Origin of the sequence: Bartonella grahamii ATCC 700132, assembly GCF_000518085.1 — a bacterium.
Lineage (GTDB): Bacteria > Pseudomonadota > Alphaproteobacteria > Rhizobiales > Rhizobiaceae > Bartonella > Bartonella grahamii.
Map to the genome: position 1 here is coordinate 174,982 of NZ_KI912377.1, position 23,201 is coordinate 198,182.

The following is a 23,201-nucleotide window of genomic DNA, read 5'->3' on the forward strand; positions in this document are numbered from 1 at the left end:
CTAAAAGATAATGAGACGATATAAAAAACTCTTAAGAGTTTTGTTCATGCGTCTTGTCGTGTAATTTAATATAATTAAGTGGAAGTTCCGTTGTATATTTAATCTGTTCCATTGCGAAAGAAGATGAGACATCACGGATGTCAATTTTAGAAATTAATTTTTTATAAAAAAGATCATAGGCTTCAATGTTGGGCACAACAACACGCAATAAATAGTCAATATCTCCACTCATTCGATAAAATTCAATGACTTCACGGAATTCTTGTACAATTTTTGAAAAACGCTTAAACCATTCATGACTATGTGTGTTTGTGCGAATAGACACAAAAACAGTAACATGCGCATTTACTTTTTCTGGAGAAAGAACGGCAACACGACGCTGAATGACGCCATCTTCTTCAAGTTTTTGAATTCTACGCCAACAAGGAGTGGTCGAAAGTCCCACTTTTTTAGCAATATCAGCAACAGAAAGTGTCGCATTTTCTTGCAAAAGATGTAAAATTTTTCGGTCAAGACGATCCATATTTTTTCTCAGTATTTTAATTTATAAAAATTTACGCACTAAACGACGCAGATATACAATAAGCTCATCGTTAAACCATGGGTTTTTCTGTAACCAAGAAGTATTTCGCCATGATGGATGAGGCAAAGGCATAACATTATAGCCTTGAGGTTGGGAGATGGAAAGAATATTTCTCCAATCACTGACGGTTGCTGAAACAGTTTTATGTTTTAATTCCGTAATATGCCACTTTTGCGCATAACTGCCAATAGCAAGAACAAGCTTTATTTGAGGCATCGCTTGAAATATCTTTTCATGCCATATTTCTCGACATTCACGCCTTGGTGGTAAATCAGCTTTATTGTTGTCATAACCTGGAAAACAAAATCCCATAGGAACAATAGCAAAAAGAGATTTGTTATAAAATTCTTCTTTCGTTACCCCCAGCCAATCACGTAGCCTTTTGCCAGAGCGATCATTAAAAGGGATAGAAGTTTCATGGACACGCAATCCTGGTGCTTGTCCTGCAATTGCAATCGAAGCCGTATCGGATAAATAAACGACGGGATTTGGTTCGTGAGGAAGAGGAGGAAAATAATGTGGTTGTTGGATACAAACACGACAGGAATAGATTTTTTTTTCAAGTTTAATAATCTGATTACATCGTTTCATTGGTCAATGAAATTAAAAAATATTTTTCTTATTCAGTGCGAGGATTTGCTTTGCGCCATTCTCGCGGTCGTTGAAAACTTGATGCCCATATTCCTTTCTTTTTCTTTCTAGCTTCTTGTTCTTCTTTAGGGTATTCATAATAACTTACAGCCCAACCATTATGTACAAGCGTTGCATTGATATTGCTAACGTGTTTTGTTTTACATGTTGCAAGAACACGACGGTATTGGTCTATTTTATGCCAGTGACATGTAACAGTTTGATTGTCTAGTAGTTGTTCTAAATATTTTTTAGCCTCAAGTCCACAAGGGTAGCGTTCCTTCTTTTTTCCACAAAATTGGTGGAGTTCAGGAGCATCAATTCCAACCAGTCGAATCATAATTGAAGAAATCATGATAGAATCGCCATCAATAATTACTGCGTTTCCTTTAACAGAGTTTTGAGAAGAAAACTTTTCTTTTTGAGGCAACGGCTGATTCTGCTTAAAATAAATTGACATAAAAATAAGAATGCTAGCAGCAACAAAAATATTGAAACCAGTGATTTTTTTTAAGCTCCTTAGATTAAAATGAGAAATTTTTTTCATGAAACCAAGAAACTGCTAACATTATTATAATGCACTCTATTTTAGAATTGCTTATAATTCGTTCGAAAAATTTTATTCATATGACGAAACAATGTCTCGTTTTAATGACAAAATTTTTGTTAGATAATCACAATAATCAAATATTCATGTAGAATATATGTAAGCAACTTAAATAATAAATCAACTTATTCAAAACCGTACAAAACATACAAATTTTAAAGTAAACTTTCTAAACTTAAGGAAACAAAAAAACACCCCTCAAAAAATAACTTTGAAGAGCAATATCCCCACATTTCTTTTGGAATATAAAATTTATCAATTCAATGATAAATCTATTTATTTAATTTTTGTTTCTTTAAATTCAACGTGCTTTTTTACAACTGGATCATATTTACGCTTGCTCATTTTATCTGTCATTGTACGGCTGTTTTTCTTTGTTACATAGAAAAAACCGGTATCTGCAGTTGATAAAAGCTTGATCTTAATGGTTGCTGCTTTAGCCATAATGTAAGAACCCTATTTATACTGATTATACTGAAAAAATATTATCTTGTTATCAAAACCTATTTCTGATGTCATCAGATTTTCCAGCAACACTACGGATGTTCTCAAAAAAGTCAAGAGCTGATTAATTTTCTCATAAGTTGGACAAATACCAGAGTGACATATAAACTAAAAAAAACAGCCATAGCTATTGAAAAACCGAAAGGATTAAAGATATCCATGGATTTTCCGATAACGGTCGGCCCGATAAGCATACCAATTCCATAGCAAAAAATAAAAGCAGAATTAGCAGCAGCAAGTTCTTGTCCCTTGAGACGTGCCCCTAGATGTGCAAAGCCGATTGTATAAAGGCTCGCTGATACACCACCAAGAAGGAACAGATCAAGCATCAGAATCCATGGATATTGAATGATCCATGGTACCATGAAAGTTCCCACAAAACCTAAGATAGCGCAACTTATCAGCGGATAGCGTCGATCTTTGGCATAATCGCTTATAATGCTGATAGGAATTAAGAGGAAAACATTTCCGAGCGCAAGGGTTGCTATAAATTGTGCTGCTTCATTCTCATTATAACCAATGGATAAGCTAAAGGGTGTAATAAGAGTTAATGCGCCCATTTGAATAGCACCGTAAACAAGTACTGCCATCATTGCGCTTGGAACGTGAAAAAGATAACGAAAAAATGGTATATATTGGCTTTTTTGAAATTCTGGACTTAATTTCCAAGCGGCAAGAATTGGGATAGCAGCCAATATAATAATACTATAACCAACAGCAAAAGGAATAAATCCTTGTGTTCCCACTTTTGCTAATAGCGTTGGACCTACCGCAAACCCTAATCCTAGGACAATAGCATAAATGGAAAGAACAAAACCACGTCTTTTAGGGGGAGCATAACTGTTGATCCAAAACTCTGACAGGATAAACATAACTGTCATAGTAAAATGTAATATAAACCTTAAAATGAACCAAACCCATATGGATTCAAAAAAATAGAATCCTAAAAAACTTAAAGATCCTATGGCCATCATAAATAATATCGTTTTAGAAATGCCTAAGCATAAGGCGATTCGAGAAGTAAAAATAGCTGCAACAATTGTGGCAAATCCACCAACAGTTCCACTATAGCCGATCATACTATTGGAAATACCTTTCTCTGCCATAAGAAGAGAGACAAGTTGTGTTTCTATTCCCAATGCTGTTCCAACGGTGCCAATAGTTACAATAGCTGCAATAATTGCACGCAAAGAATTGTTTTGAGAGTCAAAAGCTTTTTTTTCATGAGAATGGCTTAAGGTACTTTTGTTGATTTAAACAATAAAAAGATGAGATGAAATGAAAGGGAGACCAAACTATTCTTTGCAGTTTTTCTCATTCCCTGAGTATAAAAAACTACAAGATTTTTATGTGGTTATTATAGAGATAACAATAAAATTCATCCTCTTGTATACTAAAAAAGAAGATTGTACACATAAAATAATAAAAATATTACATAATATAAGTCATTTCTTAACTTGAAGTTATTCATTCTTTTATTATTCATGTTCTATTTAATGGAGGACAAGAATCTTAATTTTTTATTTTCCCATAAAAAGTATGCTTTTGTTTTTTTAATTTGTTTTTATGGTAGGATGTCGGTGAAAATTTTATTGGACGAGGTTTTGTTAAGAGTTCAAAGGATAAAGCGCCAGCAAAAGGTTGTACCGTTATAAGTTTTACTTCTACAACATCACTGAGCTGATAGCCTTTATGGCTACGCTGTCCTATAAGAACATGTTGTGCTTCATCAAAATGGTAATAATCATTTTTAAGTGTAGAAATATGGACAAAACCATCTGTATTGAGTTTATCAAGTGAGATAAAAAGACCTGCTTTTGTAACTCCGGAAATGCGACCTGTAAAAATACGGCCGATTTTATTCGTTAAATAGTGAGCAACAAGCCGATCAATAGTTTCCCTTTCAGCCATCATTGCACGGCGCTCGTATAAAGAAATTTGCGTAGCAATTTCTGCAAGATTTTGTTCTTGTGTATCTGTTAATTGATCATTTCCTAATTTCAGCGTTTTAATGAGTGCTCGATGAATAATAAGATCAGCATAACGACGGATGGGGGATGTAAAATGTGTATAGTTATGTAGGTTTAAACCAAAGTGGCCGATATTTTTTGGATTATACTCAGCTTGAGATTGTGAGCGCAGAATAACTTGGTTGATCAATTCTTTTTGTGGTGTATTCGTCACTTTTGCCAGAATGCTATTAAGGCGCGCTGAGGTAAGTTCGCTTCCGCGGGAGAGTGGTATCCCCAAACTTTGAAGAAAGCTCCGAAGTATTTCTTGCTTAGCAAGAGAAGGTTTTTCATGAATACGATAAATGAGGGGCTGGTGATGTTGTTTTAATGTTTCAGAAGCTGCAATATTGGCTTGTATCATAAACTCTTCAATTAAACGATGCGCTTCTAATTGTGTTTCACTCACAACATCTTTTATGCATCCGTTTTGATCAAGAATAATCTTTTTTTCTGCAATTTCTAATTCTAGTGGTTGGCGACGATTTCGCGCAGCTTTAAGGCATGTATAGGCTTCCCATAAGGGTTGCAAAATGCTCTCAAAAAGAGCGGCTGTTTTTTCATTTATATTACCTTCAATTGCCAATTGTACTTCTTGATAAGAAAGCTTGGCTCTTACACGAATCATAGTACGATGAAAACTATGTTTTCGTTTATTACCGTTTGCATCAAAAATCATACGAACGGCTAAAGCTGGTCTTTCTTTTCCTTCACGCAGAGAACATAAATCATGAGAAAGGCGTTCAGGTAACATTGGCACAACGGTATCGGGAAAATAAACAGAATTTCCACGTTTCAATGCTTCTTTATCTAATGCGCTTCCTGTTTTGATATAGTAAGAAACATCTGCAATGGCCACAATAATAATCCAACCATCATTATTTGCTGGGTCCTTATCCTTGGTTGCATAAACTGCATCATCATGGTCTTTTGCATCTGGTGGATCAATTGTAATAAATGGTAATTGTCGCCAATCTTCACGATTATCCATATTGGCAGCTTTGATATGTTTGACTTGCTCAAGAACACTTTCAGGAAAAATATAAGGAATTCCTTTCGAAAGAATCGCTATCATTGAGAGTGTTTTTTCACTCTTAATGTGCCCTAAAACATTCTTTATTTTTGCGCTCTTTAATCCGTAACCAGTATTTTTTTTAATTTCGACTTCAACGAGATCACCAATTTCAATCTTCATTTCTGGAGACATTTCAACAATGAGTTCATTGGTTTTGCGGTCTATAGGATCAAGGCGCCATTGATTATTTTCAAATTTTCGTACAACAGCAAATGCGCTTTTGGGAGATACATCAATTTTACGAATAATTCGTCCCATATAAAGGGGGCTTGAGCTTTCAGAATTTTTATTTCGAAAAACTTTTACAAGAATATGATCTCCAACACCAATGCTACTTCCTTTTATGTGATGAAAAGAGTGTATTTCAATATTGGGCTTTGGAGAATCTTCCCATTCAAGAGGTTGTGCAATAAAACTCCCATCTTTATCACGTCCGCTAATTTTTACTAAAGTAACAGGAGGTAATTTTCCTTTATTTATTGCTCTTTTGCGTTGTTTAGAGATAGGATTTTGATCCTTTAACTCACGTAATATATCTCTAAGCCAAATACGAGAATCGCCTTTTAAGTTAAAAGCTTTGGCGATTTCTCGTTTACTTGAGTGGTTAGGATTCTCATTTATAAAGGAAAGAATTTCTTCCTTATTGGGAAAATTTTTCTCCTTGAATGAAGAGAGATATTTTATGTTTTTTTCACCTTTAGCCAAAATTTATGTCTCTTTTATTTTTGCTTTTGTTTTAGAAGAAGCTCTTTTTGAAGTTGTTTTTTTACTTGATGCTTTAGCCGATATAAGTTCTAATGCCTCTGGCAATGTTACACTAATGGGATCTTTATCTTTTGGCAACGTTGCATTAATTTTACCCCAATTGACATAAGGACCATAACGCCCGTTGCGTACGGTAATGGTTCCTCCTTCGGGATGCTCTCCTAATATTGCCAATGCTGCAGGTGTTGCTCTGCTTTGCTTGGTTTTGTTTTCTTGTTGTTCTGCCAATACTGTAACAGCGCGATTGATACCAATATCAAAAACTTCATCTGCATGAAGAAGGCGCGCAGATTTTCCGTTATGGCTAAGATAGGGACCATATCGTCCAATCGTAGCCGTGATTGTTTTTCCAGATTCAGGATGAACGCCAATTTCACGGGGAAGGGATAGTAAAGCCAAGGCTTTATCAAGGGTTACATTTTCTGCCTGCCATTCTTTTGGTAGTCCTGCACGCTTAACTTCTTTGCTTTCACCAAGTTGAATATAGGGACCAAAACGGCCATTACGAAGAGAGATATCTTTTCCTGTTTCAGGGTCAATACCAAGGATAACAGGTTCATCATTGCGCACAGCTTCATTCTCTTCTCCAGTATCTGTACCGAGTTGGTGTGTGTATTTACATTCGGGATAATTGGAACAGCCAACAAAAGCACCATAACGACCGAGTTTTAATGATAATTGACCATTTTTACAAAGAGGACAGGAACGCACATCACTTCCATCTTCACGTTCAGGAAAGGCGAGAGGTGCTAATGTTACATTTAAAACATCAAGAACATTGGTTATACGGAGTTCTTGGATATTGCTAATAGATGCATTAAATCCATCCCAAAAATCTCGCAATACGTCTTTCCAAGAAAGTTTTCCATCAGAGATAAGATCCAGCTTTTCTTCAAGATCTGCTGTGAAACCATATTCTACATAGCGATTAAAAAAATTTTCAAGAAAGGCTGTAACAATACGTCCCTTAGCATCGGGAATAAGCTTTCGTTTATCAATTACAATATATCCACGGTCACACAATGTCGCCAATGTGGAGGCATAAGTTGAAGGACGGCCAATTCCTAACTCCTCAAGCTTTTTAATTAATGAAGCTTCAGAATAACGAGAAGGGGGCTCTGTGGTATGCTGTACAGATTCAACTTTTTCTTTTGTAAGTGCTTCACCAGTGTTTACTTGTGGTAAACGTGTTGTTTCATTTTCTTCATTATTTTCTTCGTCTCGTTGATCGGTGTAGACGGAAATAAAGCCATCAAAGCGAATAACAGATCCTGTTGCTCGTAGATTTGCACGGTTTTCTCCTTGCTGTGCTTCAATTTCAACAGTTGTGCGTTCAATTTCAGCAGAACGCATTTGGCTGGCAATAGCACGCTTCCATATCAACTCATAGAGCTTTGCTTGATCGCTATCGAGAAAATTACGGACTTGACTAGGATTGCGTTGAAAATCTGTTGGACGGATCGCTTCGTGTGCTTCCTGTGCATTTTTTGCCTTTGTTGAATAAAAACGTGGTTTTTCAGGAATATAGTCTTTACCGAAAGTTTCATGAATAACTTTTCGTGCTGAATCAATAGCCTCTGGTGCTATTTGCACACCATCGGTACGCATATAAGTAATAAGCCCTGCCGTTTCACCATTAATTTCAATGCCTTCATAAAGCTTTTGGGCAATTTGCATAGTGCGAGAAGCTGAAAATCCTAATTTTGAAGAAGCTGCTTGTTGTAGTGTGGAGGTTGTAAATGGAGGAAGAGGATTTCTCTTTGTAGGTTTTGCTTCAACACTGAGTGTATGATATTGGGCTTTCTCCAACATAAAGCGAATTTGGTCTGCTTGTTCTTGAGATTGAATATCAAGCTTGCCTATTTTTCGTTGATTAAACATTGTCAATCTTGCTTGGAAACTATCATTTCGGATGGTTTTTAATTGTGTTGTAACGGACCAATAATCTTCTTTGATAAAATGTTCTATTTCTGATTCACGATCACAAATAATACGCAAAGCAACCGATTGAACGCGTCCTGCTGAACGTGCACCAGGGAGTTTCCGCCATAAAACAGGTGAAAGTGTAAAACCAACGAGATAATCAAGTGCGCGACGTGCAAGATAAGCATCTACAAGTGATGTATCAATATCACGTGGATTGTTCATAGCATCAAGCACAGACTTTTTGGTGATGGCATTGAAGACAACTCTTTTAATAGGTTTATCTTTTAAAACTTTTTTTTGACGAAGAACATCCAGAATATGCCATGAAATAGCTTCCCCTTCACGATCAGGGTCTGTTGCTAATATAAGGCTATCGGCTTCTTTAACGGCTTTTGCTATTTCATTTAAACGTTTAGCGGCAGAAGAATCTATATCCCATTTCATAGAAAAATCTTGATCCGGTAAAACAGAACCATCTTTTGCAGGTAAATCACGAACATGTCCAAATGATGCGACAACTTTGTATTGAGACCCAAGATATTTATTAATTGTTTTTGCTTTTGCTGGAGATTCAACGATAACGATATTCATAATTTTACCCAAATATTGAAATAAAAAACTTTTTTATAAACGCCTTTTACGCGAATAGCTAATGACAATTGCTTAAGAGAACATAAAAAAATATTAGCCATATAAAAAACATGAATATTGTACAACTTATGATTGTTATTATTAGAATACACCCTATATAGAATTACACGATTTACTTTCCACTGTTATTACAAAAACATACGGCGAAATACTAAGATAACGTCTATTGAGAGGTAGGAGGGGAAATGCTCAAGGATAGAGGATTATGTTTATAAATCATTTAAAAGTTATCCAATATATTACAGACATGTCTAAGCAAATGAATCAGATGGCGCGTCAGGCGCATAGTCCGCTTTTAGCATTGCTTTTGGATATGGTTGCCAAAGAAGGGCAAAGCATTATTAATAGTGCTGAGGCTCTTGGGGAAGATCAAGATTCGACAATGACACACAACCACCAGAGTGTCGAATAAGCTTTCCAGCAAGGTCGAGTTCTACCAACAAGAGGTAGAGAGCTGGGAGTGAAACACCTGAGTGGATACTGAGTGTGTCTAAATCGATTGGCGTTGTTGAAAGAGCAGAGAGAACTGCTGCACGTGCGGCATCATCACCTGCTAAAGAGAGGCTGCTGTTTTTTTCATCTGCTAAATTAAAATTCTCCTTTTTAAGTTGTAAAGAGGATGGTTCCTCAAAAAAATTGAGTTGCGAATTTGGAAGCGGTGAAATTAATGGCGTAAGTGTTTCTATAATGTCAGAAGGGTGTGTGGTGAGTAGAGCTCCGTCTTTGATAAGATTGTTTGTACCAACAGATCTTGGATCAAGTGGAGAACCGGGAATGGCAAAAATTAACCGTCCCATTTCAGCTGCTTGTCGTGCGGTAATTAAGGACCCTGAGCGCAGGGCTGCCTCTACAACCAAGAGACCAAGTGATAGAGCAGCAATAATACGGTTTCTTCTTGGAAAATCGATAGCGCGCGGCTTCCAAGAAATGGGCATTTCGCTGATGATGGCTCCACCGTTGGCAATAATATCTTCATACAACCTTTTATTTTCAGGAGGATAGATATGATCAATTCCCCCAGCCATGACTGCAACAGTTCCTGTTTTTAAACTTGCTTGATGCGCAACGCTATCAATTCCACGAGCGAGCCCAGAAATTGTTACAAAATCTGCTTCTCCGAGAAAACGCGCAAATTGAGCCGTAAGCTTTTTTCCAGCGGCTGAAGCATTTCGAGAACCTATAATTCCAATAGAAGTTTTTTGAAAAATTGAAACATTACCTTTGATAGCAATAAGCGGCGGAGGGGCTTCTGTAACCTTAAGAAAAGCTGGATAATCTGGTTCTCCCATACCGATAAACCGAACACCTAATCTTTTCGCTTTTTGTATTTCTTTTTCTGCATCTTCTAAGCTTGCTATTTTAATAGATACAGAACCACCGCCTTTTCTACTAAGCTCTGGCAGCGCTTCCAGAGCATTTTCTGCTGTTTTATAATGATCAATGAGATTGCGAAAACTCACTGCTCCAATATTTTCACTACGCAACAACCGTAACCAATTTAGACGTTGACGATCAGTGAGCAGGATTCCTTTATTTATCCCCGTTTTGAGTCCCAATCTTACTTTCTTCCCCAATTAATAATCTACCGATATTTGCGTAATGCTTTATATACACAAATATGCTCATCACAATCAGCATAAAATAGAAATAAGGATCGGAAAAGTAAAAAACAAATATCGCAGTTATAACAATAGAAACGAGTGCGGATAATGAAGAATAGCGTGTGAGGAGAAAAATCGTTATCCATACAATAATAAAAATAATTGCTGCAGGCCAATAGATTCCTAAGCAGATCCCTAGATAGGTAGCAACACCTTTGCCGCCTTTAAATTTAAGCCATATGGGGAAAAGATGCCCTAAGAAAACAAAAAAACCTGCTAGAGAAACAAGGATACTATTGTCTAGCGGATCACTAAAAAACTTTATAACGAAAACAACGATAGTTCCTTTCAACATATCACAAAGAAGTGTTAGAGCAGCAAGCTTTTTATTTCCTGTTCGTAAAACATTTGTAGCTCCAATATTGCCGGAACCAATTGTTCTCACATCGCCAAGTTTGGCTAATCTCGTAAAAAGAAGACCAAATGGAATCGAGCCCATGAGATAAGATATGAGGAAAATAAACCATGGAGTGGACTGAAAAAATATTTCTGCTTCATTCATTAAGAATCTCATTAAGTTTGTTTATCAAGTTTAAAAACGGTTTTCCCTTTCACAAAGGTCTGGAGCACGCGTCCTTGAAAACGTGCATTCTCAAAAGGGGTATTTTTTGAACATGAATAGAGCTTCTCTTTCGAAACAACCCATGGTTCTTCAAGATCAACCACAATAAGGTCTGCATGAGCACCTTTCTTCAGTGTTCCTGCATTGAGTCCAAAGAGCTTTGCAGGCGCTGTTGACACAAGTTCAGTTATCCGTAAAAGAGATAGGCTCTCATCATGGTAAAGGCGTAAGGCTGCACTCAATAAAGTCTCCATACCAATAGCCCCAACCGCTGCGTCATTAAATGGTAAATGTTTTGTATCTTTACTTTGAGGATCATGAGAAGAAACAATAACATCTATAGTCCCATCCTTTATTGCTTCAATCATTGCTATACGGTCTTCTTCTGTACGCAATGGGGGCATTAAGCGAAAAGAGGTGCGATATTCACCAATGTCATTTTCATTGAAAGATAAATGATTAATAGATACACCCGCTGAAATTTTCTCACTGCGTTTTTTACCTAAACGAAGTGCATCGGCAGAGAGTGCTGTTGATATTTGAGCGGCATGATAGCGTGTTTGCGTTAATACTGCTAATCGCAGATCCCTTTCAAGTGGGATAACTTCTGCTTCGCGGGGGATGCCAGAAAGACCAAGCCAACTGGCGAGCAGCCCTTCATTCATCACACCTTGTCCTGTAAGATCTTTATCTTGCGTTTCATGCATCAATGGAACATCAAAATCACGCGCATAAGTCATTGCACGTCGCATAACAGATGAACTTTGAAGAGTTTTTTTTCCTTCATAAAAGGCAACAGCTCCTGCATCTTTTAGTAAGCCGAATTCCGTTATTTGCTGTCCGTTGAAACCTTGTGTGATCGCAGCAACGGGATAAATATTGACCGATGACTTTTCTTGTACTGTATGCCTAATAAATTCAACAAGTGCCACATTATCAATGACTGGACGCGTATCTGGCATCATGAGGAAAGAAGTAATACCACCTGCGGCGGCGGATTGACTTGTTGATGCGATTGTTTCACAGTGTTCATTCCCTAATTCTCCAACAAAAACGCGCGCATCAACAAGTCCAGGGAGAATTGCTTTGTTTTGTGCGTTAACAATTTCCGCTTCTTCAGGGAATCCCTGATTCAGAGCTTCTTTTCCAGCGGCTATAATCCGTCCATTTTCAACAATAACTGTACCAATTTCATCGACTGCGCGTGAAGGATCAATAATACGAGCATTTTGAAAAACAATTGGTTTTATCATTTTTTTTCTCCACTGATCTTTGCGCGTGAATCTAATAAAGCCTCCATGACCGCCATACGCACTGCAATTCCCATTTCTACTTGTGTATGAATCATACTTTGTGGTCCATCTGCTATGTCAGATGCAATCTCTACACCACGGTTTATTGGGCCAGGATGCAGAATAATGGAATCATTTTTGGCATAGGCTAAATTTTCTTTATGTAAGCCAAAATAATGGAAATATTCATGCGTAGAGGGAATAAAAGAACCTGTCATCCGTTCATGCTGTAAGCGTAACATCATGATAACGTCAGCATTTTTAAGACCTTCTTTCATTGTGTTAAAAACCTCAACACTCATATGAGTGATTTCTGCGGGTAAGAGTGTTGAGGGAGCAACAACACGAACACGAGCACCCAAAGCATTGAGACTCAGGATATTGGAACGGGCAACACGTGAGTGTAAGATATCTCCACAAATCGCAACAGTTAATCCTTCAATACGACCTTTTGCTCTTTTAATGGTTAGAGCATCTAATAAAGCCTGTGTTGGATGTTCATGAGCACCATCACCTGCATTAATGACACAACAATCAACTTTTTGCGCTAATAAAGCTGCCGCTCCTGCACTGTTATGGCGAAAAACCAGTATATCCGGCTTCATCGCATTGAGAGTTGCAGCTGTATCAAGTAATGTTTCTCCTTTTTTTACAGATGAGTTGCCGATCGCAAGACTCATCACGTGTGCACCTAGCCTTTTACCCGCTAATTCAAAAGAAGATTGTGTTCGCGTAGAGGCTTCAAAAAAGAGATTAATTTGAGTCCGTCCATGCAAAGTAGATTTTATTTTATCAATTTTGTTAGAAAGGATAACATTTGCTTCTGCACGATCAAGCAATGTATTAAGATCTTGTACACTTAGATCTTTAATAGCTAAAAGATGTTGATGAGGGAAAAGTGGAAAAAAATTATCTTGAATCATAGCATTCTTCTTTATCTCTCTCTAAACAGGTTAAACAAGCATTTGTTTGAATATGATAAATGTTTCTTAACTCTAAAAAGACAAATAGTCTATGATATGAATGGTTTGAATGTAGGAATATACCTATGAGTGCTGTATCTGCGCAAAATAATCGTCGAAAAAATACATTTCTTAGCGATACGCTTATGTTTCGTATTGCCTCTACTTTGCCTAAGTTTTTGTTAGCAAGTTTTGAAGAAATAGGAGATTTTGCAGCGAGTCGAGAAGCATGTAAACTCTCTTGCTTAGCAAATCATTATAAGCCTTTATTGTGTTATAATGATGAATGGGGGCAACCGACGGAAAAATTAGAGATCCATTCTTCCTATCAAGCTCTTCAACAATATTCTAGACAAGCTGGTTTGGTTACCTCACTTTGGGAAAATACGAGCTCAGAAAATGGAGTACGCTATCAAGCGCGTGCGATTCGTTTAGCTTTATCTGCTGGTTTAGAAACAGGACATTTGAATGAAGTTATCATAACGAGTGCAGCTATTGCTGTGTTAATTAGTGATATTGAGCTCTTCAAAAAATGGCAAAATGTACTTTTATCACGCCAATATGATTCCTCATCAAAGCCTATTCATCATAAAAAGGCTGCTTCTCTAACTTGTGCATTTGATGATATTGAAAAATACGCTTTTAATTTTCCAAGTGTTAAGAAGATTTCTTTCGATGACAGTATGGAACGTGATCTATATCGTTTAAATGTTGTAAAAACCAATGTTATTAATCCTACCGCTGACGGATATCTTGTTAGTGCAGATTTAAATGGTCATTTAAGTTGTTTTTTTATTCCACGCATACAAGAAAATGGCGCATTAAATGGATTTATATCGATTCGTCATTTAATTCAGCGTTCTGGAGAACTTTTAACACCAGAGGGGGTTGTTGATTTCCAAGGCAGTTATGGTTGGCTTTTGGGAAATGCTGGAGAAGGGCTTAAAGTTATTAAAGATATCGAGACGATGATGCGTTTCGATCAATCAGTCATATCGGCAGGTGTTTTGCGAGCGGCTCTTCAATTTGGCATAGATTTTTTCCGGAAAAAAATGCCCAATCAACCTTTACCACCACTGACAGAACGTATTTTTGCAGATATTGCATTAGATATAGCTGCTTCACAAGCATTGGTTTTGCGTTTAGCGAGAGCATTTGACAATGCAGCAAATGACCGTTCTGAAGCAGCTTTTGCCCGCATTATGACACCTATTATTGCTTATCACGTAAGTCAATTGGTTGTGCCTATTATTGGCGAAATTATTGCACAACTTGGTATTGAAAGTTTTATAGAGAATAATCCATTATCACAAATGTTGCATAATGGGCCTGCACGAATTGTGAGAAATAGTTCTGCTAATCAATTGGTAAAGGATGCCATTCTTATTGCTGAAAAAGCACCGGGACTGTTTCAGAAATTGTTAGAAAAAATTGCTCTTGATATTGGACCAGCGGGACCACGAGCAATTGAAATTATTAAGTCAGCAGGTGATATGGCATCAGCAAATGAAGGTGCAGGAAGGTTTTTTGTTGAACAGGTAGCCTATGCAGCAGCAGCAGCAGCATTACGTTCTACAGACATAGAACATGTTGCAAATGCCTATATGGAAAGCCGTCTTGGGGGACAATGGAGATCTTCCTATGGGATGCTCATTGCACGATATAATGCAGGGCATTTGCTCAATGTCCTCTATCCTTCCATATGATGAAAGTTTTGAATTCTATTGAGAGCACCTTGCAATATAAAAGCAGCGGCTGCCGAATCAATTCGGCTTGCTCTTTTAGCGCGCGATACATTCATTTCTAGAAGAGAACGCTCTGCAGCAATTGTTGACAAACGTTCGTCCCAAAAAACAAATGGAATTTTTGTATAAGCTTTCATATTGCTCACAAAAGCTCTGGTTGCTTGAACACGAGAACCGCTGCTCCCATTCATGTTAAGGGGTAAGCCAATGATAATAACGCCTACATTTTCACGGTCAAAAATTTTAATAAGTGTGTAAGCATCTTCTGTAAATTTTTTTCGCTGTAGTACAGGACGCGGATTTGAGACAGTCAGCCCCATATCAGAAATCGCAATTCCGATAGTTTTTGTCCCTAAATCTAAGCCTGCTATTGTTTGTCCAGGCAAAAGATGTGTCATAACTTCGTTTATATTAATAACGATCATAAGGGTATAATGCGTTTTTTAATGTTTCAGATCTAATGGTTATATTCTTCATTCATGTTATCTAATATTCTTGCGCTTGCAAGCTCAGCCTTGTATAGCCAGAATAAAGATTAATAAAAACAGAAAGGCGTAAATAGTATGTCTGTTGATCAAGAGACCGTCAAGCGGGTCGCACATTTAGCGCGGATTGCTATCCACGATGATGAGATAGAACCTGTGACAAAAAAATTCAATGCTATTTTAGGTTTTGTAGAGCAATTGAATGAAGTTGATGTCAGTGGAGTTGAGCCATTAACATCTGTGATGCCGATGACTCTACGAATGCGTGAAGATAGTGTTACAGATGGCGATAAAGCAGCAGATATTGTAGCCAATGCCCCTGTTACAGAAGAAAATTTTTTTCTTGTCTCAAAAATTGTTGAGTAACTTTTTATATTTTTGAAATTTGAGAACCAATATGACCGATTTAACAACCCTCACAATTGCGCAAGCTCGTGATTCTCTAACAAAGAAAAATCTCAAAGCAACAGAATTAACGGAAGCTTATTTACAAGCAATAGAATCAGCTAATCCAATTTTGAATGCTTATGTAACAATAACAGCAGAACAGGCAATGAAAATGGCTGCTGAATCAGATAGTCGCTTAGCGAGAGGGCAGGGAGGGCTTTTAGAAGGAATTCCTTTGGGGATTAAAGATCTTTTTGCAACCTATGGTGTTCATACTCAAGCCTGTTCACATATCCTTGATGGTTTTAAACCGCATTATGAATCAACTGTCACGGCTAATTTATGGCAAGACGGTGCTGTAATGTTAGGAAAACTTAATATGGATGAGTTTGCTATGGGCTCATCCAATGAAACATCATATTATGGTCCCGTTATTAATCCGTGGAGAAAAAAAGACTCGAATGAAAAACTCGTACCCGGTGGTTCTTCGGGAGGATCTGCTGCCGCTGTTGCTGCACAAATTTGTGCCGGTGCAACTGCAACCGATACAGGTGGCTCAATACGTCAACCAGCAGCTTTTACTGGAACTGTAGGAATAAAGCCAACTTATGGACGTTGTTCACGGTGGGGCGTTGTTGCATTTGCTTCATCCCTTGATCAAGCTGGACCTGTTGCCAGAGATGTTCGTGATTGTGCCATCTTACTAAGATCAATGGCCTCTTTTGATGAAAAAGATTCTACTTCCGTGAATTTACCAGTTCCTGATTATGAAAGTTATCTTGGTCAATCAATTAAAGGAATGAAAATTGGTATTCCAAAAGAATATCATATGGATGGAATGTCTCCAGAAATTATTGAGCTTTGGCAAAAAGGCATAAGTTGGTTAAAGGAAGCAGGAACTGAGATTAAGAACATTTCTTTGCCCCATACAAAATATGCTCTACCTTCTTATTATATTATAGCTCCTGCAGAAGCCTCTTCTAATTTAGCACGTTATGATGGTGTGCGTTTTGGTCTACGCGTGCCTGGAAAAGACATCATTGAGATGTATGAAAACACGCGCTCTGTTGGTTTTGGTGATGAAGTCAAGCGACGTATTTTGGTTGGGACTTATGTTCTTTCATCTGGTTATTATGATGCCTGTTATCTAAGAGCTCAAAAAGTAAGAACACTCGTAAAACGTGATTTTGATCAATGTTTTGCTTCAGGCATTGATGCTATTCTAACACCAGCAACACTAACACCTGCCTTTGGTATTGCTGATGAAAAAATAAAAAATGATGCTGTAGCAATGTATCTTAATGACATTTTTACGGTACCCGTTAATATGGCTGGTTTACCAGGAATCTCTGTTCCTGCAGGTCTGTCATCAAATGGTTTGCCTCTAGGATTGCAATTGATTGGTAAACCTTTTGCTGAGGAAGTCATTTTTCAGATAGCGCACATTATTGAAAAAGAAGCAGGGATATTCAGTGCAGAAAAATGGTGGATGTAATAATCAAACTTCATAAAGGAGCATTTCTCATTGAGGATGAGAAATGCTTTTTTAAAAGGTGGAGGGATGAACTCTATTTCCTCAATTCGTAGTCTTTATCCACCAAGATAGGCTTCTTTAACACGCGAATCAGAGAGCATAGTTTTACCTTCACCGTGAAATAAAATATGTCCTACCTCTAAAATATAAGCATAGTCAGCTATAGAAAGCGCAGCAAATGCATTTTGTTCAATAAGAAGAACAGTTTTTCCCATCTCATTAATTTTTCTAATAATCGAAAAAATCTCTCGAACAAGAAGCGGTGCCAATCCCAACGATGGTTCATCTAATATGACCATATCAGGATTGCTCATGAGTGCACGGCCCACAGCAACCATCTGTTGTTCACCACCTGACATTGTTCCTCCCAACTGTTTTGCTCTTTCTCGTAGGCGCGGAAAAAGATCAAATATCCATTCAATATCACGGGAAATTCCCTGCTTATCATGACGGATATAAGCACCTAGATGAAGATTCTCTAAAACAGTGAGATGGGGCATGATACGGCGTCCTTCAGGACTTAGAGCAATACCTAATCGCAAAATCTCTTCTGGTGATTTTTTAATAATAGATTTGCCATTATAGGTAATTTTTCCATAAACAGAGCGATTAAGTCCTGTAATAGAACGTACAATACTGCTTTTTCCAGCACCATTGGCTCCAATTAAAGTGACAATACTTCCCTTTTTTATGGACATAGAAAGATTTTGGACAGCTTTAATGGCGCCATAATGAACGTAAAGATTTTTTATTTTAAGAATATCCATAAACATCTCCGCCAAGATAAGCTTCAATAACTTTAGGGTTATTACGAATTTCATCTGGTGTACCATTGGCAATGCAACAGCCATATTCCATAACCAAAATATGTTGGCAAAGCCCCATAACCACTTTCATATCGTGCTCAATAAGAAGAATTGTAAGATCAAAGTCTTTTTGCACTTTTGCTATGAATTTTCTAAGATCTTCACTTTCTTGTGGATTCATGCCAGCAACAGGTTCATCAAGAAGAAGCAATTTGGGCTTTGTGGCTAACGCGCGTGCAATTTCTAGACGTCGTTGCACACCATAAGGTAAAGCTGTTGCCGATTGATTGGCAAGGTGATCAAGCTGTAGCTGCTCAAGGAGCTCCAAGGAATTTTTATAAACTTCCTTCTTTTCTTTCATTGCTTTTGAAAAAAATAGAGCTGAAGAAAACCAAGGATATTTTTGTCGAACATGCGCTCCTACCATAACATTCTGCAAAACCGTTAACCCTGAGAAAAGACGAATATTTTGAAATGTTCTGGCAATATGGCGTCTACAGATAATATAAGGAGGCGCTCCAGAAATTTTTTGCTCATCAAAAAGAATGACGCCGCTTGTAGGAGCATAAAATCCAGAAATCATATTGAAAACGGTTGTTTTTCCAGCACCATTGGGACCAATTAATCCAGTAATACTTCCTCGTTTAATTGCCATATTAATATTATTTACAGCAACTAATCCGCCAAAACGCATTACAATATTATTGAGTGAAAGGATGGTGTCGTTCATAGCTTTCCCTCAGTATTAGAAAGCTTTTTGCGTGTCAAAAAGCTATAAATTCCATTCCATGAGAATTCTCGTTGTCCCATCAACCCTTTTCTCCAAAACAAGATAATTACCAGCAATAAAAGAGAAAAAACAACCATACGAAGCCCTGGTGTTTCTGGAATATGTATGAAACCTAAGTCAAATGGACTTTCAATAATACGAAGCCATTCAAGCATAACTGTAATAATAATGCTGCCAATAATGCTTCCTGTAATTGAGCCGAGACCACCAGCAACTACAATCATCAAAATATTAAAAGTTAGAAGAAAATTAAACATTTTGGGATCAATGGTTGAAATAAGAGCAGCCATTAATGCTCCACCTATACCTGCAAAAAACGCTCCAACAGTAAAAGAAAAACTACGGTAGAAAAAAGCGTTAATTCCCATAGTTTTCGCAGCAATTTCATCATCACGAATGGCACGTAATACGTTACCAGTATTGCTTTGCAGTAAAAGGACAATAAAGAGAACAGTAAATGCTAACCAACCATAGTTCCACCATAATGTTGCATTTTGAGGTATTCCCTTGATACCTAAAGAGCCATTTGTAAGCGATGTTGCGTTCGTAATGACAATGCGAATAATTTCTGCAAAACCCAATGTTGCAATTCCAAGATAATCACCACCAAGACGTAATATTGGCAAAGCAATCAATAAACCTACAACTGCAGCACATAAACCACTTATAACAACAGCGACAAAAAAAGGTAATTGCAGATGATACAATGGTTCAGCGATAGGCTCCAGAATCCACATCATTTCTTTTTGTTCAGGGGAAAGAAGTAAAATTGCGCAAACATAAGCACCAATAGCCATAAATCCAGCATGTCCAAGAGAAAACATACCTGTGAAACCGTAAATCAAATTAAGCGAAATTGCCAATATCGCATTAATAGCAATCAGATTTATGATACGAAGCGTATAGTCATTAAAATGGCTATCAGCATAAAATAAAAAACCTATGAGAACTAAAACACTTATACAAGATAAAACAGTTGTCACTGACTTTGCCATTAGATTTTCTCCTGACTTTTTTTACCCATTAATCCTGTGGGCAATATCAATAAAATCAGAATCAATAAAATGAAAGCGAAGGCATCTCGATATCCAGATAGCGCGGGGAAAAATGCGATAATCATAATTTCAATAAACCCTAATAACAATCCTCCCAACATTGCTCCTGGTATCGAACCAATACCTCCGATAACAGCAGCGATAAATGCTTTGAGACCAGGAAGAACGCCCATATAAGGCTGAATTTGAGGATAACGTAAAGACCACATAATACCTGCTATAGCGGCAAGAGCTGAGCCTATTCCAAATGTAAATGCAATAACTTTATTGACAGACACACCCATCAAACGCGTCGTTTCAATATCATGGGAGATTGCACGCATAGCAAGACCCGGTTTTGTTTTATGGATAATCCATAACAGTAAAACAATAAGAATCAATGACACAACGGGAACGATCAGAGACATGGGAGCAATTCTAATGATACCATCTGCTCCTGATCCTAAATGCCATAAAAATGGTGTTACAAGAAAATCTGGTTGTTTTACACCTTTCGGAACACCACTAAAGAGTACAGTAGAAAGATTTTCAATAAAAAAAGAAACACCAATTGCACCGATAAGCGCCGAGATACGCGGAGCATGACGTAGAGGTTTATAGGCAAGTTGATCAACAATAATACCCACTGCACTTGTAATAAAAATGGAAAAACAAAGAGCTAAAACCCAAATCGGGGTAAAATCTTGTGGAGAAATTTTAAAATAATAAACAAAACCTAACGCAAGGATTAAAAAAACAGCAATCCAGTAAATTGAAGGGCGCCTTTTAAACCCTATAAAGACCGAATAATAAATAAGAGCCGCGATAAACAAAAGAAGAAGTGCTGCCCAAGCAGGCATAAAGCTAATTGTGGAAAAGAAAACAAAATATGCTCCCAGCATGAAGATATCACCGTGAGCAAAATTAATGAGTCTCAGTATACCGTAGACCATGGTGTAACCAATAGCGATAAGCCCATAAAGAGATCCCAATGCCAGTGCATTAAAAAAATACTGGATGAACATTTCAGTGCTCATCTCTCATCCTTCCACATTTGTTAATTTACATAGGATAACAAGAAATTTCTAAGTTTTTGGTTGAGAAAAAGATCCTCAACCAATTCTTGCATTTTAATAAGTAAAACTTTTTAATTAAAAAGCAGGTTTAACCTCTTCTAAATAAACACGTTTTCCATCCTGTATTTTAATGATACCAATAGGAATCTTAGGGTTATGATTTTCATCCATTGACATATCACCGAAGGGGGTTTGAAAATCTTTTAATTTGCTAAGAGCGATAGTAATTTTTTCACGATCAGCGCTACCAGCATTTTCAATAGCCTTCATAAACATCATATAACTTGTATATCCCAAAACAGAATTGATATTCGGCTCTTTGTCAGGATACTCTTTTTTCCATTCTGCTGTGAATTCTTGCGCAGCTACTGACATATTTGGCATATCCTCACTATAGGGAAGTGTCGTATGTAAGAAACCTTCTGAAGCTTTTCCTGCAATCGCAATGGTTTCTGGATTATCCATAGCATCTCCACCCATAATTTGAAACTTTGCTCCTAATTCTCGTGCTTGTTTCATAATGATAGCACCCTCAGAAAAGTAAGATGGAATGAATAAGATATCAGGTTTTTGCGCGATAATTTGCGTAAGAACAGCTGAAAAATCCTGATCCCCGGAATTATAGTTTAAATTTGAGACAACTTCACCACCTAATTTTTTGAAAGCACGCATAAAGTAGCTTGCAAGACCAATGGCATAATCGTTTGAAATATCTTTGAGGATAGCTGCTTTTTTTGCGTGTAAAGTTTGACTTATGTAAGTCGCGATTCCCACTCCTTGATAGGAATCAATAAAACAAGCGCGGAAATAATATTTTTTACCCTGTGTAACAAGAGGACTTGTTGAGGAAGTTGCAATGGTTGGAGTCTTTGCTTTTTCAGATATTTCACCACCTGCCAACGAAAGCGAGGAACCATAGCTACCAATGATTCCACTTACTTTTTCACTTGCTGTTAAACGCATAACAGCATTAGCTGCTTCTACTTTATCAGACTTATTATCAATAATAACAAGTTCTACTTTACGTCCTAAAATTTCTGGAATTTTTTTATGGGCTAATTCTATACCTCTAATTTCAAGCTGACCTCCAAATGCATTTTGACCACTTAATGGAAGATAAACACCAATTTTGATAGGTTCACTTGCATAAACATTTGCAGTAAATGCCATGAATGCTGTGATTGTCGTAAGGATTTTCTTCAATTGCATTGCGCATTTTCCTTAATTGAATTGTTATTTTTTCACCTTATATTGAACTTCTTCATCATGCAAGTTACACATTTATGAAAATATCATTATGTAAAAAAACCTTTCATATAACCTCTTTTATAGGGCACTCCTTGTAAGATATGTAAAGCTTACAATCAAATAGTTTTATAAATATTCATGTTGATATTCTCTGACATTAACATAGAAGATACGACAATATGGGGAAATCTTATCTTGGGGCTTGCGTGTTGATACAAGAGCAATGTTTACTTAAACCTAGAGAATCAATATCGTACAATTTATAAGCTACAGGATCACGTTATTATGACGAGTAAGGATGCATTAAAAGATTGTCCCCTATCTGAAGATAGTATAGGTGCTTGTGGGGAGATTATCGAAATCAGTGGTGTCATTAAGTGGTTTGATGGTAGTAAGGGGTATGGATTTATTGTACCTGATTTACCTCATTTCCCCGATATATTATTGCATGTTACGGTAATGCGAAGGGATGGTTTTCAAACAGCTTTGGAGGGAGCAAAAGTTATTTGTGCTGTGGAAAAAACTGAAAGAGGATTAAAGTGCGTTCAGGTGAAATCCATAGATTGTTCTTCAGCAATTCATCCATCAGAAGTTCCAGCCCGTACCCATGTTGTTGTTACTCCAGAAAGTGGACTAGAACGTGCAATTGTTAAATGGTTTAATCGTGACAAAGGATACGGTTTTCTTAGCCGTGGGCAAGGAACAGAAGATATTTTTATTCATATGGAAACGTTGCGCCGTTTTGGTTTAGCAGAGCTTCGTTCCGGCCAAGTTGTTCTTGTACGTTTTGGTAAAGGAGAAAAAGGTTTAATGACAGCAGAGATTTATCCGGATATAGGCATTCCTTTAGCTACGCATTGAATTTCACG

At 37.2% G+C, this 23,201-nt stretch carries 22 protein-coding genes; 5 read left to right on the top strand and 17 right to left on the bottom strand.

Going from position 1 to position 23,201, the window contains the following annotated elements; translation table 11 throughout:
* Positions 1–31 precede the first annotated feature (31 nt).
* The 7 genes from U736_RS0109640 to topA form a co-directional block, all read right to left on the bottom strand.
* The gene (locus U736_RS0109640; RefSeq protein WP_015856433.1) at positions 32–523 is read right to left on the bottom strand and encodes an Lrp/AsnC family transcriptional regulator; all 492 of its coding nucleotides are present in this window, start codon (positions 521–523) and stop codon (positions 32–34) included.
* A gap of 21 nt (positions 524–544) precedes the next feature.
* Positions 545–1,174, bottom strand: a complete 630-nt coding sequence (locus tag U736_RS0109645) for a uracil-DNA glycosylase family protein (protein ID WP_015856432.1) — start codon at positions 1,172–1,174, stop codon at positions 545–547.
* A gap of 28 nt (positions 1,175–1,202) precedes the next feature.
* The gene (locus tag U736_RS0109650) at positions 1,203–1,760 is read right to left on the bottom strand and encodes a thermonuclease family protein (RefSeq protein WP_015856431.1); all 558 of its coding nucleotides are present in this window, start codon (positions 1,758–1,760) and stop codon (positions 1,203–1,205) included.
* Positions 1,761–2,096: 336 nt separating this feature from the next.
* Positions 2,097–2,264, bottom strand: coding sequence for a 50S ribosomal protein L33 (rpmG, locus tag U736_RS0109655; RefSeq protein ID WP_004864083.1), 168 nt, complete (start codon positions 2,262–2,264; stop codon positions 2,097–2,099).
* A gap of 113 nt (positions 2,265–2,377) precedes the next feature.
* Positions 2,378–3,514 carry an MFS transporter gene (locus tag U736_RS0109660; protein ID WP_015856430.1) on the bottom strand — a complete coding sequence of 379 codons (1,137 nt, stop codon included), beginning with the start codon at positions 3,512–3,514 and terminating at the stop codon, positions 2,378–2,380.
* 322 nt (positions 3,515–3,836) lie between these two features.
* A complete protein-coding gene (gene rnr, locus U736_RS0109665; protein WP_015856429.1) occupies positions 3,837–6,113 on the bottom strand; it encodes a ribonuclease R in 2,277 nt (758 codons plus the stop codon).
* Between the two features lie 3 nt (positions 6,114–6,116).
* Positions 6,117–8,690 carry a type I DNA topoisomerase gene (gene topA / locus U736_RS0109670; RefSeq protein WP_026500741.1) on the bottom strand — a complete coding sequence of 858 codons (2,574 nt, stop codon included), beginning with the start codon at positions 8,688–8,690 and terminating at the stop codon, positions 6,117–6,119.
* 265 nt (positions 8,691–8,955) lie between these two features.
* Here topA and U736_RS12035 point away from each other — a divergent pair, with 265 nt between their 5' ends.
* Positions 8,956–9,162, top strand: a complete 207-nt coding sequence (locus U736_RS12035) for a hypothetical protein (RefSeq protein ID WP_005773510.1) — start codon at positions 8,956–8,958, stop codon at positions 9,160–9,162.
* Here the strand turns inward: U736_RS12035 and dprA are convergent.
* Genes dprA through U736_RS0109695 form a run of 4 tightly spaced genes read right to left on the bottom strand, consistent with a single transcriptional unit; the run spans position 9,092 to position 13,188 of the window.
* Positions 9,092–10,306 carry a DNA-processing protein DprA gene (gene dprA, locus U736_RS0109680; protein ID WP_015856427.1) on the bottom strand — a complete coding sequence of 405 codons (1,215 nt, stop codon included), beginning with the start codon at positions 10,304–10,306 and terminating at the stop codon, positions 9,092–9,094. The two genes, U736_RS12035 and dprA, sit on opposite strands and share 71 nt — an antisense overlap.
* The gene (gene plsY / locus U736_RS0109685; protein WP_015856426.1) at positions 10,281–10,913 is read right to left on the bottom strand and encodes a glycerol-3-phosphate 1-O-acyltransferase PlsY; all 633 of its coding nucleotides are present in this window, start codon (positions 10,911–10,913) and stop codon (positions 10,281–10,283) included. The genes dprA and plsY overlap by 26 nt, the downstream gene beginning before the upstream one ends.
* A gap of 11 nt (positions 10,914–10,924) precedes the next feature.
* On the bottom strand, positions 10,925–12,226 hold the full coding sequence (locus U736_RS0109690) for a dihydroorotase (RefSeq protein WP_015856425.1): 1,302 nt from the start codon (positions 12,224–12,226) through the stop codon (positions 10,925–10,927).
* Positions 12,223–13,188: an aspartate carbamoyltransferase catalytic subunit gene (locus U736_RS0109695; protein ID WP_015856424.1), complete on the bottom strand. Its 966-nt coding sequence runs from the start codon at positions 13,186–13,188 to the stop codon at positions 12,223–12,225. Before U736_RS0109695 ends, U736_RS0109690 begins: the two co-directional genes overlap by 4 nt.
* Before the next feature lie 125 nt (positions 13,189–13,313).
* Between U736_RS0109695 and U736_RS0109700 the strand changes: the two genes are divergently transcribed.
* The gene (locus tag U736_RS0109700; RefSeq protein ID WP_015856423.1) at positions 13,314–14,933 is read left to right on the top strand and encodes an acyl-CoA dehydrogenase family protein; all 1,620 of its coding nucleotides are present in this window, start codon (positions 13,314–13,316) and stop codon (positions 14,931–14,933) included.
* Here U736_RS0109700 and ruvX read toward each other — a convergent pair.
* Entirely contained in the window at positions 14,918–15,397 is a 480-nt protein-coding gene (gene ruvX, locus U736_RS0109705; protein WP_015856422.1) for a Holliday junction resolvase RuvX, read from the bottom strand. The two genes, U736_RS0109700 and ruvX, sit on opposite strands and share 16 nt — an antisense overlap.
* A gap of 138 nt (positions 15,398–15,535) precedes the next feature.
* On the opposite strand from ruvX, the gene gatC reads away from it, so the two are divergent.
* Both gatC and gatA read left to right on the top strand, forming a co-directional pair.
* Entirely contained in the window at positions 15,536–15,823 is a 288-nt protein-coding gene (gene gatC, locus U736_RS0109710; protein ID WP_015856421.1) for an Asp-tRNA(Asn)/Glu-tRNA(Gln) amidotransferase subunit GatC, read from the top strand.
* Positions 15,824–15,854: 31 nt separating this feature from the next.
* Positions 15,855–17,339 carry an Asp-tRNA(Asn)/Glu-tRNA(Gln) amidotransferase subunit GatA gene (gene gatA, locus U736_RS0109715; RefSeq protein ID WP_015856420.1) on the top strand — a complete coding sequence of 495 codons (1,485 nt, stop codon included), beginning with the start codon at positions 15,855–15,857 and terminating at the stop codon, positions 17,337–17,339.
* 95 nt (positions 17,340–17,434) lie between these two features.
* Here gatA and U736_RS0109720 read toward each other — a convergent pair whose 3' ends face one another.
* The 5 genes from U736_RS0109720 to U736_RS0109740 all read right to left on the bottom strand — a co-directional run bounded on the left by U736_RS0109720 (position 17,435) and on the right by U736_RS0109740 (position 22,293).
* Positions 17,435–18,145: an ABC transporter ATP-binding protein gene (locus U736_RS0109720; RefSeq protein ID WP_015856419.1), complete on the bottom strand. Its 711-nt coding sequence runs from the start codon at positions 18,143–18,145 to the stop codon at positions 17,435–17,437.
* Positions 18,132–18,914: an ABC transporter ATP-binding protein gene (locus U736_RS0109725; protein ID WP_015856418.1), complete on the bottom strand. Its 783-nt coding sequence runs from the start codon at positions 18,912–18,914 to the stop codon at positions 18,132–18,134. The genes U736_RS0109720 and U736_RS0109725 overlap by 14 nt, the downstream gene beginning before the upstream one ends.
* Positions 18,911–19,969, bottom strand: a complete 1,059-nt coding sequence (locus tag U736_RS0109730) for a branched-chain amino acid ABC transporter permease (RefSeq protein ID WP_015856417.1) — start codon at positions 19,967–19,969, stop codon at positions 18,911–18,913. The genes U736_RS0109725 and U736_RS0109730 overlap by 4 nt, the downstream gene beginning before the upstream one ends.
* Positions 19,969–21,045, bottom strand: coding sequence for a branched-chain amino acid ABC transporter permease (locus tag U736_RS0109735; protein WP_015856416.1), 1,077 nt, complete (start codon positions 21,043–21,045; stop codon positions 19,969–19,971). The genes U736_RS0109730 and U736_RS0109735 overlap by 1 nt, the downstream gene beginning before the upstream one ends.
* 114 nt (positions 21,046–21,159) lie before the next feature.
* On the bottom strand, positions 21,160–22,293 hold the full coding sequence (locus U736_RS0109740; RefSeq protein ID WP_015856415.1) for an ABC transporter substrate-binding protein: 1,134 nt from the start codon (positions 22,291–22,293) through the stop codon (positions 21,160–21,162).
* 324 nt (positions 22,294–22,617) lie between these two features.
* Here U736_RS0109740 and U736_RS0109745 point away from each other — a divergent pair, with 324 nt between their 5' ends.
* On the top strand, positions 22,618–23,193 hold the full coding sequence (locus tag U736_RS0109745) for a cold-shock protein (RefSeq protein WP_015856414.1): 576 nt from the start codon (positions 22,618–22,620) through the stop codon (positions 23,191–23,193).
* Positions 23,194–23,201: the final 8 nt, after the last annotated feature.